This window comes from Alteromonas sp. 4NH20-0056, from assembly GCF_057539655.1.
Genome location: NZ_BAAJLS010000005.1, coordinates 296958 through 311844 on the forward strand (window position 1 = coordinate 296958; position 14887 = coordinate 311844).

The following is a 14887-nucleotide window of genomic DNA, read 5'->3' on the forward strand; positions in this document are numbered from 1 at the left end:
AAATCATTGTTTTTAATAGATATTTTGACATATATTGTTTTGTGAACTATACTCCGAAGCAATTAAAGTAAAGGAGTCGCCAAAATGCAGGGTGATAAACACGTTGTTGCTAAGCTCAATGAAGTACTAACAGCGGAATTAACGTCGATAAATCAGTACTTTCTGCATGCTCGCATGTTTAAAAATTGGGGACTAAGTGTCCTCAATGAAAAAAATTATAAGAAATCAATCAAAGACATGAAACAAGCAGATGACTTGATTGAACGTATTTTATTTCTTGAAGGTCTGCCTAATCTACAGGCGCTTGGTAAGTTGTATATAGGCGAAGATACAGCCGAGATGTTGGGTTGCGACGCACGCTTTCAGAAAGAGCAGCTACCGCTTCTAAAAGACGCTATCAAGTTATGCGAAGAAAAACAGGACTATGTGTCGCGCGATCTATTAGAAGATATTCTTGAATATGAAGAAGAGCACCTTGACTGGATTGAAACGCAAGAATACCAAATCGACGCTATGGGGTTAGAAAATTACCTTCAAGTGCAAATATCGGGAGAGGAATAATGAAAGGCAATAAACTAATTATTGGTGGGCTGAACGACTTGCTTTCATATGAGTTGGCCGCGATGGACCAATATTTCATTCATTCTCAAATGTACGCTGACTGGGGCTTACAAAAGTTATTTGAACGTATAGATCATGAGTTTGATGACGAGCGCGGCCATGCGACAAAATTGATAGAGCGCATGCTATTTTTAGAAGGCACGCCCGACATGACAAAGCGCACAGGCTTTATGGTCGGAAAAGATGTACCAGAAATGCTGGAAAGCGACCTTCGCGTAGAATATGAAGTAGATGCAAAGCTTAAAGAAGTTATAGCGCTGTGCGAGCAAGAAAACGATTACGTTACACGTGATATGTTGATTGTTCTGCTTGATGACACTGAAATGGACCACGCGCACTGGCTAGAACAGCAGTTACGTTTGATTAAAATGCTAGGTCTACCGAATTACCTACAATCTCAAATGTAGCCTTAGTTAAAATTAAGTTTTCATCGTTAAGAAAAATATTAGCGCTGCGTTGAAAAGTACAGGTAGCTTGGTGCTGCCTGTTCCTTTATGTTCAATCGCAATTGCCACCTCATAGTAGGTTCGCTGCAACTTCCCAACATAAACCACCCTGTCCATACACCTGTTGAATCTTTCTCAAGTAAAACAGGTACCTTCCCCATGTACATATTAACCCCTTCAATCCACGCGCTTTCCAGGGTGATGTTTGAGGATAAAGAAAGGGTCAAAGTAATGGAGGTTTCTGTTTCTACGGGGTCAGAAAAAATGGCGACAGCACGCTCTCCTACTATTAAGAGTTCGCACCGCCCATTGACAAACGTGCATCTGTTGCCTATTTCATTAGCATCACCTTGCGTTGTGTTCACTGCGCTTTGATAGCGATGTGCAGTGTATACAGCAATAGCAACAAGCAAGATACACACAGGGCCGAGCCATGAATGTAAATGTAGTGATCTTTTTTTGTAAGCGTTTTTTAGCATTTCTTAAATTTTATGAAATTCTTCATTGATAGAGATCAAGGTCTGGTAGTTTATGGTATCTTTTTGTAATTAAAAACCTTATCATCCGCGTACCAACTGGCTTGGAGACAACAATTATTACTTTTTCCAGGCTTGGTGTGAAGCGTTATTACTTAATTTATAAACGTTTTCGGCTAACTATATCTGCAGTTGGAGTCCATAGTTCATTTGAAGTGGAAGATTCATTAAAATGAGTGAAATAAGCCAAGCACAACCTGATTACAATTATAAAGTAGTTAGGCAATTTACCATCATGACCATAGTCTGGGGTATCATTGGTATGGGTCTAGGGGTATTTATTGCCGCGCAATTATTTGCACCTATGCTCAACTTTGACACACCATGGCTAACCTTTTCGCGTTTGCGACCCCTTCACACTAACGCTGTTATATTTGCGTTTGGTGGTTGTGCGTTGTTTGCAACGTCGTACTATATCGTCCAGCGTACCTGCCAGGTTAGACTGTTCAGTGACAAGCTAGCTGCTTTTACCTTTTGGGGTTGGCAGGCAGTGATCGTTTTAGCAGTAATTACCCTGCCACTTGGACTTTCAAGCTCTAAAGAATATGCTGAATTAGAATGGCCAATCGACATTTTGATTGCGTTAGTCTGGATTGCGTACATTATTAACTTCTTTGGAACACTCGTAATCCGTAAGGTATCGCATATCTATGTTGCGAACTGGTTCTTGGGTGCGTTTATGCTTACCGTAGCGGTTCTTCACATCGGTAACAGCATGGCTATTCCAGTGTCTTTCACTAAGTCTTACTCGTTGTATGCCGGTGCAGTAGACGCCATGATGCAATGGTGGTACGGGCACAATGCAGTTGGTTTCTTCCTGACTGCTGGTTTCTTAGGTATGATGTATTACTTCGTACCGAAGCAAGCGGGACGCCCTGTTTACTCTTATAGACTGTCGATTGTCCACTTCTGGGCACTTATCTCTCTATACATCTGGGCTGGTCCTCACCATCTACACTACACTGCTCTGCCAGATTGGACGCAGTCACTAGGTATGGTGATGTCTATTATCTTATTCGTTCCATCATGGGGCGGAATGATAAACGGTATCATGACACTTTCTGGTGCATGGCATAAACTTCGTACCGACCCTGTATTACGTTTCCTTATCGTTTCATTGTCTTTCTACGGTATGTCTACCTTTGAAGGCCCGATGATGGCGATTAAAACAGTTAATGCACTTTCGCATTACACTGATTGGACAATTGGACACGTTCACTCTGGCGCACTAGGTTGGGTTGCTATGGTATCGATTGGTTCGATTTATCACTTGATCCCTATTCTGTTTGGTCAGCGCGCAATGTACAGCACTAAGCTTGTAAACGTTCATTTCTGGTTTGCCACTATCGGCGTTGTACTTTACATCGTAGCAATGTGGATGTCAGGTGTTCTTCAAGGGCTAATGTGGCGTGCAGTGAATGCTGACGGTACATTAACGTATAGTTTCGTTGAGTCGCTTGAGGCGTCTAAACCTTTCTATGTGGTTCGTTTCATTGGTGGTTGTTTCGTTGTTGCCGGTATGCTTATCATGGCTTACAACACATGGAAAACCGTTCGTGCCCCTAAAGGCAGTATCGCTGCAGACCCAGCGACACAGCCGGCGTAATTGAGGAGACCGAAAATGAAAAATCCACATGAGTTAATTGAAAAGAACGTTGGTTTACTTACTGTTCTTATCCTTGTGGCCATCAGCTTTGGTGCGATGGTCCAAATTACACCGCTAATGTTCCAGCAGCAGACGATGGAGCCCGTAACTGGCCTTCGTCCTTATACTGCGCTTGAGCTAGAAGGTCGCGATATTTATATCCGTGAAGGGTGTGTTGGCTGTCACAGTCAAATGATTCGCCCTTTCCGTGCTGAGACTGAACGTTATGGTCACTACAGTGTTGCTGGTGAGTCGGTATGGGAGCACCCTTTCCTTTGGGGCTCTAAGCGTACCGGTCCAGATCTAGCACGTGTTGGTGGTCGTTACAGTGATGAGTGGCATCGTGTTCACCTTCTTAATCCGCGTAACGTTGTTCCTGAATCTAACATGCCTGGTTTCCCATGGTTGGCAGAAAATACGCTTGATGGCGCATTAACTGCTGAGAAGATGGAAGTATTTCGTGGGTTCGGCGTTCCGTATACTGACGAAGATATTGCGGGTGCAAAAGCGGCAGTACAGGGTAAATCAGAGATGCAAGCCCTTATTGCTTACTTACAATCTCTTGGCACACATTTGAAATAATATGGATCAAGGAATTGTAGGCAGCATTTTTACTGTCATCGTCTTTGTTAGCTTCATCGGCGTTGTTTGGTGGGCATTTAGCAGCCGCAACAAACAAAAGTTCGATGAAGCCGCAAACTTACCGTTTGCAGACGAAGAAAAAGAAAAATCAAAAGAAGATTAGCAGGAGTCTTGAACTCATGAGTATGTTTTGGACAATTTGGATTTCAGTGATAACCCTTGGGTTGATCATTGGTTGCTACTTCCTTCTGCGCTGGTGTTTATCCAACCAGACGGGTGTTCCAGAAGGTGAGTCGATGGGCCACGAGTTCGATGGCATCGAGGAGCTAAATAATCAGCTTCCTCGTTGGTGGACAATCATGTTCTACATGACCATCGTTTGGGGTTTTATTTATCTTGCGCTTTACCCAGGCTTGGGTGCGTACGAAGGCCTATTGGGCTGGAGAAGCTCTAACCAAAATGTGCAATCGCTTGAAGAGTCGCTTCAAGCTCGTATTGACGCAAAAGAGCAAGGTAAATTGGTCGAGTATGATCGTGAGCTCGACTTTGCAGCTACACAGTTTGACCCGATCTTTGAAGCGTATGCGATGGTACCCGTTGAAGAGTTAGCCAAAGACCCGGAAGCGAATAAAGTGGGACAACGTTTGTTCCTACAAAATTGCTCTCAGTGTCACGGTTCTGATGCACGTGGTCAAAATGGCGGCTTCCCTAACCTTACTGACAACGATTGGTTGTACGGTGGTTCAGGTGCCAAGATTGTTGAAACCTTAACGTTAGGTCGTAAAGCAGCAATGCCAGCTTGGTTAGATGCGATGGGCGAAGACGGAATCGATGAAGTCGTTAACTATGCGTTGAGCCTAAGCGGAAGAGATGTCGATCCTCAGAAAGCTGAGGCCGGTAAAGCACGCTTCGCGGCATGCGCAGCATGTCACGGCATGGACGGGAAAGGAAACCAAATGCTTGGTGCACCGAACCTTACCGACAACATCTGGTTATACGGCGGAAGCCACCGCGCAGTAACAGAAACGCTTACATACGGTCGTAATGGTGTAATGCCGTCATTCAAGAAAACGTTGGGTGATGATAAAATACACGTAGTTGCAGCCTATGTTTACAGCCTTTCAAATGATTAATGATTTAATTCATTAAATATCACAAAAAGCCTCGTTACCACGGGGCTTTTTTTATGAGAAAATAAACACGTAGACACTTTACCTGTCTCCTCTTCTTTTTAGCGAATATGAGTAGTTCATGAATACACCTTGGTATAAACAGTTTTGGCCGTGGTTTCTTATTGCGGTACCGGTTATCACACTTATTATGGGCGGCGTACTTCTTCATTTAGCCGTGTCTACAGAAGACAGCCTTGTTGTCGACGATTATTACAAAGAAGGAAAAGCGATAAATGCTAACCTTGATAAGGTTGCTGCTGCCAAAAAGAAAAATATCACGACCGACCTTATGATAGATAAAGGCAGCATTACGCTAACCTTTCACTCTGGTATCCCGCAAGACGGTAATGCCGTAAAGCTGGCCTTTTACCATGTCACACTTGAAGATCGAGATGTGGATGTATTGCTGACACGTGATGCGAGTGGCAAATACCGTGGTTTTATTGAAGAAGATTTGAGCGGTAAATGGCGTATATCGCTAACGCCTATCGACGAAAGCTGGAAAATCCAAAATATTGTCCAGCTTCCCTACTCTGGTGTGTTCACATTTAATCCGTAATGACTGAAACCACATGTTATCACTGCGGTCTTCCGAACGACCGCACCCACCATTACGAAACGGTCATTCTCGGTCAAGTAAGAAGCCTATGCTGTCCCGGTTGCCAAGCTGTTTCGCAAGCGATCGTGGATAACGGCCTTGAGGATTATTACCAGTTTCGTACCGAGCCTGCAAAAAAATCCGATGATGCTATTCTGTCGCAGCTCGATACCTTAGCCGTTTTTGATGAACCTGCGTTACAGGAAGAGTTTGTTTTTGATGAGGGGAAACATAAGCAAATTCAGTTAACGTTAGAGGGTATTACGTGCGCCGCGTGCGGGTGGTTGATAGAAAAACAACTCAGTAAAGTGGTGGGTATAAAACAGGTAGCGGTTAATGTGCAGGAGCGTAGAGCACTTGTCACGTGGTCCCCCGACGATATAAAGCTAAGTCAGATTTTAGCGTCTTTGAAGCGTATTGGATATAACGGGTCTCCGTTTCAATATGACGAACACGAAGCCAGCTATAAACGCGAACAAAAAACCTTTCTGAAGAAACTAGGCCTCGCCGGATTGATGACGATGCAGGTCATGATGCTTATGGCCGGTTTGTACTTTGACTGGTTCGGTGCCATTGAGCATGAAACCAAGCAATATTTTTATTGGATTGCGCTCACACTAACCACGCCTGTTGTGTTGTATTCCGGCAGCACCTTTTATTTAGGTGCGGTAAAAGCGATAAGCGCTCGAACCGTCAATATGGACGTACCCGTTACCATTGCTATTTTCGGTACATATTTCGCTGGGCTGCGTTCTACGATCCTTGAGCAAGGTGAAGTGTATTTTGAATCGATATGCATGTTTATCTTTCTCTTGCTGCTTAGTCGTTTCCTAGAGCACAGGAGCCGGCACCGTGCCTCTCAAATTTCTGCAAATATGACACAATACATTCCAGTGTCGGCAACACAGCTTAGTGCTGATGGAAAGGTCCATCAATGCTTAGCGAAACAGCTCTCAGTTGGCGATATCGTGCTAATAAAGGCGGGGGAAACCATACCCATTGATGGTACGGTGATTGAAGGAAACGCATCGGTTGACGAGTCTATGTTGACTGGCGAATTTGAGCCCATTCATAAATTTACAGATAGCCACGTCTATGGCGGTACGATCAACCAAGACGGTGTATTGACCGTACGGGTAACTCAAACCCTTAAACATGCGCTGGTCAATCAAATTGTTCGCCTGCAAGCAAGTGCTATGGCATCAAAGCCAAAGGCCGCACAACTGGCTGACAATTTCTCTCGTTATTTCGTTGCAGCAGTATTATTAATTTCACTTACCACCTATGGCTATTGGTATGCCGTTGGCAGCGACCAAGCATTTTGGATTACTATTTCTGTGCTTGTTGCAACCTGCCCTTGCGCCCTTGGCTTAGCAACGCCATCTGCCCTAACTTGTGCAATGGCAAAACTCAACAAGCAAGGGGTATTGTTAAAACGTGCAGATGCGCTAGAGCAGCTTACCTACATTAATACAATTTGCTTAGATAAGACCGGTACATTAACCGAAGGTAAATTTACTATAAGCAAACGCTGGATAGCGACAGGGGTTGATGAAACCGAAGTAATTAAGCTTGCTACTGCGCTAGAGTCTCGCTCTGAGCACCCTATCGCTAAGGCGTTTGACGGTGAAGTTGCGTTTTCAGTAGAGGCATTCGCCGTCTCACCGGGTAATGGTATTACTGGGCGCATCAACAATACCGAGTTTACTATGGGAACGGCGTCGTTCTGCGGCTTCCCCGCCCTCGATCATATCCCTTTTAATGCCAATGTATTTTTGTGCGCGGGCGATACATTAATTGCCGCCTTCCTCGTTAGCGACTCACTGCGAAAAGACGCAGCTGACACGCTCAATTTACTTAAAAAGAATGACCTCATCGTATTAAGTGGTGATACCCAAAGTAACGTAGACGCATTAACTGCAAACCTGCCGGTGTCTATCGCCCAAGGCGGACTTTCACCAGCGGGAAAATACGAACGTGTTAAACAGCTTCAAGCTGATGGACGACGCGTGCTGATGATGGGCGATGGAATTAACGACGCGCCCGTACTGGCCAGTGCAGATGTTGCCGTAGCGGTTGGAAACGCGACCGATGTTGCCAGAACCGCTGCGGACGTTATTTTGCTGGGTGATAGCTTATTGTCAGTTCCTTTGCTAATGGATGTTGCCCAGCGTGTTAAAGTTAAAATACGTCAAAATATTGCGTGGTCCATTGGCTATAACCTAATTATTCTTCCGTTCGCGGTTTCTGGCTTATTGTCGCCGTGGATGGCGGTGGTCGGCATGTCGCTAAGCAGTATAATTGTTGTGACTAATTCAACCCGTTTATTGAGATAACAGCATGAGCATTATTTATGTACTAATTCCGGTTGCCATCATCATCGTTGCACTGGCCATTGTTATCTTTTTTTGGGCGGTAAAATCAAATCAATTTGAAGACTTAGACCGACAAGGCTACAGTATTCTGTTTGACGATGACCTTCCACCTGAAGAAAAGAAGTTGGCTGAACAACGGAAAAAAATTCAACAAGATAGCGAGCAACAATGACAGATTTTAATCTCCTTTCTGCGTTCCTTATCGGTCTCGCTGGAGGTGTTCATTGCGTCGGGATGTGCGGCGGCATTGTTGTTGCACTTCGTATGGGAAGTCCTTCACACGCTTCGCCACTGCCGTTTACGCTTATGTACAATACGGGCCGAATTATAAGTTATACCATCGCTGGCGCGTTAACCGGCGCAATTGGTAGTATGTTAACCCGCTCATTTCCCCACGCACCAACCATACTTTCGGTACTCAGTGGCGTCATGCTCATTATGTTAGCGTTGTATTTAGGCAATTGGTACAAAGGTCTTACTGCGCTAGAGTCGATAGGACAAGGTATATTCAAACGCATTCAACCTTATTCTAAACGCTTTATTCCTTTTGCTACACCACTACACGCCCTTCCCTACGGATTCATCTGGGGTTGGCTGCCATGTGGGTTGGTTTATTCAACACTTACATGGTCTCTCGCATCATCCGGCCCTCTCGATGGCGCGCTGATTATGTTGTTTTTTGGGCTTGGAACCTTACCAACACTGATTGCTGCGAGTTATAGTGTTGATTATCTGGTACGTGGGTTTAAACACGCCGTAACACGCCAACTTATTGCGTGTGTGTTATTGATGTATGCGATTTTATTAATTTATCGAGCAATCTTTTAACGAAAGTAGTAACATCACAAAAAAAGATGAATGTAATATTCGGAGCAAACTATGAGCCAAGGAAGCCAATTTTCAATACATTGTCAAAATTGTAGCTTTAGTCATTTATGTTTACCGGTTGCGTTAAACAAAACAGAGATTGAGTCTCTCGATGATATTATCGAACGTAAAAAGCCGCTACATAAAGGCGATGCGCTGATAAATTCTGGTGACAAGTTTGTTTCATTATTTGCTGTTAGAACGGGCTCCTTTAAATCTTTTGTCACAAATCAAGATGGCGAAGAACAGGTCATTGGTTTTCATTTCCCTGGTGACATCATTGGTTTTGATGCACTTAGAGAAAACCGCCACCCCAGCTACACCCAAGCGTTAGAAACCGCAATGGTGTGCGAGCTTCCTTATGAGACACTTGATGAAATGTCGATGCAATTTCCTAAATTACGTCAACAGATCATGAGTTTTATGAGTGCTGAAATTAAGCAAGACCATGACATGATAATGTTGTTGAACAAACGCACTGCCGAAGAGCGCTTACTTTACTTCATTAATCATTTGTCGCAGCGTTTTGAAGAACGCGGTTTCTCTCATAGAGAGTTTCACCTCACTATGACAAGAAACGAGATAGGTAACTATCTAGGCCTCACCATAGAAACCATTAGCCGTTTACTCAGCCGTTTTCAAAAAGAAGGGTTAATTAAAGTCGATGGTAGACTTATCAGCATTCTCGACTTCGATTCAATCAATAGCCGCTTAAGTGTGTTGAGCGGCCCAAGTATCGTGTGCAACGGATAATGAGAATTAAACGTCCCTTGATCTGAAACAAGTAACATTTTAAGAAATACCTATTACACTTAAATCATAGTAATGTTCCAACTGCTCTAGTGGGAGAATTTATGATTGAGTACAAGCACATACTAGCCGTTATCGACTTAGAACGTGAAGATCACCCCGCCCTCCAGCGTGCTTTAGAACTTTCAGAAAAAACCGGGGCAACAGTAACTGCCTTGCTCGTGGTTTACGACCTGTCGTATGACATGACAACGATGCTTAGCCCCGAAGAACGCGAGGCCATGCGCGATGCTGTCACTGCAGATCACGCCAAATGGTTTTCCGATAGCCTTAAGAATCTCAATATCGCTAATGTTGATATCGTGGTTGAATGGTGTAACCGTTCGTACGAATCCATTATTCATTACACTATCGACAACAACATCGATTTAGTGGTGAAAGCTACTAAGAAACATGACGATCTCGTCTCTGTTATATTCACTCCTACTGATTGGCACCTCTTAAGAAAAAGCCCGTGCCCGGTATTACTTGTCAAAGATCACGATTGGCCGGAGGATGGTGAAATAATCGCGGCCATTAATGTTGGGACCGAAGATGAAGAACACGCGCAATTAAATGAAAAGATCACCGTCATCGCTGGTGATTACGCGAGATTATTGAGCGGTAACGTTAACTTAGTGAATAGCTTTCCGTCCACGCCGCTTAACATTGCAATAGAAGTCCCCGAGTTTGACCCCGAACAGTACTACGATGCAGTTAAAAACCATCATCAGGAGGAAATGATAAAACATGCCACTAAATACGGCATTCATGAATCCCGTTGTTTTGTGAAAGAAGGGGTGCCAGAAAAAGTCATACCGCAGCTGGCAAAAGAGAAAGACGCTGAACTTGTGATCATCGGTACGGTTGGAAGAACGGGTTTCTCAGCCGCTTTGATTGGCAATACGGCAGAGCATGTTATCGACAAACTGCAGTGCGACGTACTCGCCGTTAAACCGGAAGGGTTTGTTAGCCCTCTCGCGAAGGGGTAATATGGGTTGAATAACAGCGCCGTTGTAACAACATCATATTATGCCCCTCGTTAATTTCTTCACGCTTTGTTGTAGCTATAATTGCTGTATAATGTGGCGTTTTGAATTAAGCAGTTTTAACCACTATGAATCTAAGCGCAGAACGTGCGGGGCTTGCCACAACGCCTTCGGCAAAGAGCAAACAAAAATACAGTTTCAATAAACTCCAAAAGCGTCTTCGCCGCAATGTAGGCAAGGCCGTTAGCGATTTTGGAATGATTGAGAATAACGATAAAGTAATGGTGTGCCTGTCAGGGGGAAAAGACAGCTACACCATGCTCGATATCCTTATGTATTTAAAGAAAATTGCGCCTATTCATTTTGATATTATTGCGGTTAACCTCGATCAGAAACAGCCAGGCTTTCCCGAACATATTCTTCCTGAGTATTTAGACACCATTGGTGTTGAATACAAGATAGTCGAAGAAGATACTTATTCTATCGTTAAAGACAAAATTCCTGAGGGAAAAACAACCTGCTCACTGTGTTCGAGACTGCGTCGCGGTATCTTATACCGCACTGCAAAAGAACTTGGTGCAACTAAAATCGCGCTCGGTCATCACCGAGACGACATGTTGGAAACGTTCTTTTTGAATATGTTTCATGGTGGTAAATTGAAATCAATGCCACCTAAATTGGTTAGTGACAACGGTGAGCATATTGTTATTCGCCCCCTCGCTTACTGTACTGAAAATGACATTGCAAAATATTCCCAAATAGCGGAATTCCCTATTATTCCGTGCAACCTGTGCGGCTCACAAGAAAATTTGCAGCGTCAAAATATCAAAAACATGTTACAAGATTGGAATAAACGTTTTCCTGGTCGAATAGAGTCGATGTTTACCGCCCTCCAAAATGTTGCACCATCTCACTTGGTGGATAAAAACTTACATGATTTTTCCGCAATAACAACACAAAACGGCCCGGTAGAAGATGGCGATATTGGCTTTGACGCTCCCTCTTTTAACCACACGCCAGTCGACGACAGCGATGTTGATAGCGACAGTATTCAAGTAGTAAATATAATGGAACCTAAATAAATGAAAATAGGCCTCGCACTTGGTGCTGGAGCAGCACGGGGATGGACACACATTGGTATTATTCAAGCATTAGAAAAGCTTGGGATTAAGATAGACGTTGTTGCTGGCTGTTCTATTGGTGCTTATGTAGGCGCGGCTTATGCAAGCGGCAAGCTTGAAGGGTTGAAAGAATGGTCTTGTTCGCTGTCAGAGTGGCAAGTGTTAGCGCTGATGGGCGTAGGTCTTCGAAGAGGTGGTCTTGCGAGTGGTCAAAAAGTATTTGATAAACTGGCAAACGAGTTCTGTGCTCCGACCTATGAAGAAATGGAAAAGCCTTTCGCGTCGGTGGCTACCGATCTCTATACTGGTCGTGAAGTCATCTTTAATGCTGGTGAAGTAGGCAATACTATACAAGCCTCTTGCGCTATCCCTGCCCTTTTCACTCCTGTCGCATACGAAAATCGCTGGCTTGTAGACGGCGCAGTGGTTAATCCCGTACCCGTAAATTTATGCCGTCAGTTAGGTGCCGATTTTGTTATTGCGGTTAATCTCAATGCCGATTTTCGACCGCTGCGTTTAGAAAAGTTGCGCCAAGATCATGAAGAAAACCAGCGTAAAACAGAAGACTTCTTTACCAAAAGCCAGAACGTATTGCGTCAATGGTTTTCACCAGATAATAAAGCAGAAGGTGAAGAATCAGAAAGTACTGAACTGGTAGATACCGCCACCGAAGTAGTTACTAAACCAATAAAAAGTAATCCGCCCGGAATAATGAGCGTGATGAGTAGCTCATTAGAGATTCTGCAGGCTCGCGTCACACGGTCGAGGCTTGCCGGCGATCCTCCGGATATCTTGATTGAGCCTCAGTTAACCGATGTCGGTATTATGGAATTTCATCGAGCGGAAGAGCTCTGCATAAAAGGTGAAGAAACCATTAACCGATTAGCAGAGCAAATTCGTTATCAGTTATTAACTTGAAGCAATTGCAGTAATTCGAAGTGGAGCGTGGGGTAATGTTAAGGTTTCCCCTTTCTTTAGCCAGCTCTCTTCAATGCGCAGAACGCCCTTAACTATGGATAAACCTTCTTTGGTACGATAGTCGAGGTCTTTATCTTCAAACTGAATCATCAAGCCTGTGACTGAAGGCATCATAAACGATAAAAAGCTTCCCATTTCGTTAAAGAATGCTTCGTATTGCTCATATAAAAATTGAAGGTCCTCGTTTGTATAAGAGGCTTTCAAATAGGAGGGCTGCGTTTCTAGCTGAACAGACATATCGCAAACGTTTGCACGTTCTTCTAACGAAATTTTGACATAGGCATCGGCAAGTTTAAGTGCGCGTTCTAAGGGAACAGTAAAGCGTCCCTCGTCCGTAATAGACAATGCCATTGTCTTTTTATCGGTAACGATATCGGCCGATTCTATAGCACACAAACGCCCTTCACCTACACGTAAAAAACCAAAAGCGAATTGAAGCGCTTGCGTGTCTTCATTATCAAGTTTCTTTACATGGCTATAAAAACGACTGTAATCCACGTCAATGGTTTCAGCTGCAACGCTGTTTAAAAATAACATACTTGATAGCAGTACAATCTTGCGTATCATTCGCTCAAAAACTCCTCGTTATATTGGATCATTGCTTGTAATTCTTCTACATAAGCAGCGCCACGTTCAGAATAATTCATTAGCCCTTCAGCCAGTGCGATACCGCTAATGGGTAATTGATTTGCGCGTAAACGACTTCGTATTTCTCGAAGCTCATTGTACGCATCGTGACGATTTAAGTTTCGCATGTAGGTGTACGTTGCGCGAGAGGCATTATCGAATTTAGCCACTTCGTGTGATGCGCCGTCATTACGCCGGCTTGGTACAAATCCGCAGCCTTTAGAGAAACACCACAATCCAAAGAAGTTGTAACCTTTTCGGGCGAACCGACTGGTTCCCCAGGCCGATTCATTTGCTGCTTGGACTAGCACCAACTCAACCGGCACAACATCTATTTTATCCAATAGCGCAAGCAACGTATGATTCAGTGAAAGTTCATCGTTAACACGATATTCCTTTACTAACCACGCCACCCTTTCGTTATCGTCTTCGCTTAGCATTTGATTGGTCAAAGATTGGCGATAGAGCGTTTGAACATAATGCCGCAAAGACAGGAGGTATTGATTCTGCTTCTCAACCTCGGGGCGTAAATAATCAAAGAACGCTTTTTTCTTCGCTTTGGTGTCTGTATATGCTGTGAAATCGGGTACCCCCTTTTTCGTTTGAATGGTTTCAGGTATATCAAGTACATCCGGCTCATCTTTGGTCAATATTAGTGCATTGATAACAATGACAGCTAATACACCCAGCGTGACTAAAACTATTTTTAACGTTTCACGTTTATGCATCAAAAGTAGACTCGTTCGTGGACTTCTCGTTGCTCTCAGGCGAACTATTTTCACTCCCGAAGAGATCATTATAGAGTAAGCCGAACACACTAAAGTAAAGTGGAAGCACCCATACTAACGATAAACCGAACGTCAAAGGCGCGGTAATAAACAGCAGTACAAAAACTGCAAAAATAGCTGAAATTTTTGTCCAATAAACGTTGAATACTTTGCAAGATAGTATGATTGCGCGAATCGGCGTCATCTGTTTATCCGACACCAGCATCAATGAAAAAATACTTGCCATCCATACATATACGCCAGGTACAACAAGCAAAATCAAGCCGAGTTGAACAACGATAGAAATGATTAGCTGGGTCAGTGCAAGTACGAAGATAATCGGTAAGAAGCTGAACATAGAAAATACGTTCGTAGGCTCACGACGGGCATGTGCAACGCCCAACATGTATAAGCCTGTAATAAGTGGTGACAGTACAAATACAGCCGCAATTTCAATAATAGATTGATTCTCTATCACGTATGAGCCATCGTCATTAAGTGTGATAAAGCTCTGAGTCACTATTCCCAACATAACAAACGCAAGGAAAAGGACAAATACACCTTGAAACAATGTCGAAAAGTTTCCTTTAACGAATTGGTTCGCGCGCATAAATACTGACTTCACATCAATATCACGCTCACCTGACAGTGTGTTTGCGATGACGCTATCTTCAGGTTTTTCACGTTTACTATTATTTTCCACGCATTCCTCTATCACTGCGGGCTATTTCGGCCAGATTATACAGCATTTCTTGACCTCACCCCAACGTGTAC

General features: G+C 43.7%; 18 protein-coding genes. 14 read left to right on the forward strand and 4 right to left on the reverse strand.

Annotated elements, in window-relative coordinates; translation table 11 throughout:
• Positions 1-84 precede the first annotated feature (84 nt).
• Both bfr (AC27EZ_RS11735) and bfr (AC27EZ_RS11740) read left to right on the forward strand, forming a co-directional pair.
• Entirely contained in the window at positions 85-561 is a 477-nt protein-coding gene (bfr, locus tag AC27EZ_RS11735) for a bacterioferritin (protein ID WP_487135490.1), read from the forward strand.
• Positions 561-1028, forward strand: coding sequence for a bacterioferritin (bfr, locus tag AC27EZ_RS11740; RefSeq protein WP_487135491.1), 468 nt, complete (start codon positions 561-563; stop codon positions 1026-1028). The genes bfr (AC27EZ_RS11735) and bfr (AC27EZ_RS11740) overlap by 1 nt, the downstream gene beginning before the upstream one ends.
• 38 nt (positions 1029-1066) lie before the next feature.
• Here bfr (AC27EZ_RS11740) and AC27EZ_RS11745 read toward each other — a convergent pair whose 3' ends face one another.
• On the reverse strand, positions 1067-1489 hold the full coding sequence (locus AC27EZ_RS11745; protein ID WP_487135492.1) for a hypothetical protein: 423 nt from the start codon (positions 1487-1489) through the stop codon (positions 1067-1069).
• A gap of 286 nt (positions 1490-1775) precedes the next feature.
• On the opposite strand from AC27EZ_RS11745, the gene ccoN reads away from it, so the two are divergent.
• The 12 genes from ccoN to AC27EZ_RS11805 all read left to right on the forward strand — a co-directional run bounded on the left by ccoN (position 1776) and on the right by AC27EZ_RS11805 (position 12659).
• On the forward strand, positions 1776-3209 hold the full coding sequence (gene ccoN / locus AC27EZ_RS11750; protein WP_487135493.1) for a cytochrome-c oxidase, cbb3-type subunit I: 1434 nt from the start codon (positions 1776-1778) through the stop codon (positions 3207-3209).
• Between the two features lie 15 nt (positions 3210-3224).
• Positions 3225-3830 carry a cytochrome-c oxidase, cbb3-type subunit II gene (ccoO, locus tag AC27EZ_RS11755; RefSeq protein ID WP_487135494.1) on the forward strand — a complete coding sequence of 202 codons (606 nt, stop codon included), beginning with the start codon at positions 3225-3227 and terminating at the stop codon, positions 3828-3830.
• Position 3831: 1 nt separating this feature from the next.
• Positions 3832-3993: a cbb3-type cytochrome oxidase subunit 3 gene (locus AC27EZ_RS11760; protein ID WP_421134622.1), complete on the forward strand. Its 162-nt coding sequence runs from the start codon at positions 3832-3834 to the stop codon at positions 3991-3993.
• A 16-nt stretch (positions 3994-4009) separates the two neighbouring features.
• Entirely contained in the window at positions 4010-4963 is a 954-nt protein-coding gene (gene ccoP, locus AC27EZ_RS11765; protein ID WP_487135495.1) for a cytochrome-c oxidase, cbb3-type subunit III, read from the forward strand.
• A gap of 118 nt (positions 4964-5081) precedes the next feature.
• On the forward strand, positions 5082-5561 hold the full coding sequence (locus tag AC27EZ_RS11770; protein WP_487135496.1) for a FixH family protein: 480 nt from the start codon (positions 5082-5084) through the stop codon (positions 5559-5561).
• Positions 5561-7936: a heavy metal translocating P-type ATPase gene (locus AC27EZ_RS11775; RefSeq protein WP_487135497.1), complete on the forward strand. Its 2376-nt coding sequence runs from the start codon at positions 5561-5563 to the stop codon at positions 7934-7936. The genes AC27EZ_RS11770 and AC27EZ_RS11775 overlap by 1 nt, the downstream gene beginning before the upstream one ends.
• Positions 7937-7940: 4 nt before the next feature.
• Positions 7941-8147: a cbb3-type cytochrome oxidase assembly protein CcoS gene (gene ccoS / locus AC27EZ_RS11780; protein WP_421134618.1), complete on the forward strand. Its 207-nt coding sequence runs from the start codon at positions 7941-7943 to the stop codon at positions 8145-8147.
• The gene (locus AC27EZ_RS11785; RefSeq protein WP_487135498.1) at positions 8144-8803 is read left to right on the forward strand and encodes a sulfite exporter TauE/SafE family protein; all 660 of its coding nucleotides are present in this window, start codon (positions 8144-8146) and stop codon (positions 8801-8803) included. The genes ccoS and AC27EZ_RS11785 overlap by 4 nt, the downstream gene beginning before the upstream one ends.
• Positions 8804-8854: 51 nt before the next feature.
• Positions 8855-9595 (forward strand): fumarate/nitrate reduction transcriptional regulator Fnr, encoded by a 741-nt coding sequence (fnr, locus tag AC27EZ_RS11790; RefSeq protein WP_487135499.1) that lies wholly within the window; start codon positions 8855-8857, stop codon positions 9593-9595.
• Positions 9596-9696: 101 nt separating this feature from the next.
• Positions 9697-10623 (forward strand): universal stress protein UspE, encoded by a 927-nt coding sequence (gene uspE / locus AC27EZ_RS11795; RefSeq protein ID WP_487135500.1) that lies wholly within the window; start codon positions 9697-9699, stop codon positions 10621-10623.
• 125 nt (positions 10624-10748) lie between these two features.
• On the forward strand, positions 10749-11702 hold the full coding sequence (gene ttcA / locus AC27EZ_RS11800) for a tRNA 2-thiocytidine(32) synthetase TtcA (RefSeq protein ID WP_487135501.1): 954 nt from the start codon (positions 10749-10751) through the stop codon (positions 11700-11702).
• Positions 11703-12659 (forward strand): patatin-like phospholipase family protein, encoded by a 957-nt coding sequence (locus AC27EZ_RS11805; RefSeq protein WP_487135502.1) that lies wholly within the window; start codon positions 11703-11705, stop codon positions 12657-12659.
• Here AC27EZ_RS11805 and AC27EZ_RS11810 read toward each other — a convergent pair.
• From AC27EZ_RS11810 to AC27EZ_RS11820, 3 genes are read right to left on the reverse strand one after another with little or no spacing between them, the layout of a single operon-like run.
• On the reverse strand, positions 12651-13286 hold the full coding sequence (locus AC27EZ_RS11810; protein ID WP_487135503.1) for a DUF2987 domain-containing protein: 636 nt from the start codon (positions 13284-13286) through the stop codon (positions 12651-12653). The genes AC27EZ_RS11805 and AC27EZ_RS11810 overlap by 9 nt on opposite strands.
• Entirely contained in the window at positions 13283-14074 is a 792-nt protein-coding gene (locus AC27EZ_RS11815; protein ID WP_487135504.1) for a glucosaminidase domain-containing protein, read from the reverse strand. The genes AC27EZ_RS11810 and AC27EZ_RS11815 overlap by 4 nt, the downstream gene beginning before the upstream one ends.
• Positions 14067-14816 (reverse strand): stress protein, encoded by a 750-nt coding sequence (locus AC27EZ_RS11820; RefSeq protein ID WP_487135505.1) that lies wholly within the window; start codon positions 14814-14816, stop codon positions 14067-14069. Before AC27EZ_RS11820 ends, AC27EZ_RS11815 begins: the two co-directional genes overlap by 8 nt.
• Positions 14817-14887: the final 71 nt, after the last annotated feature.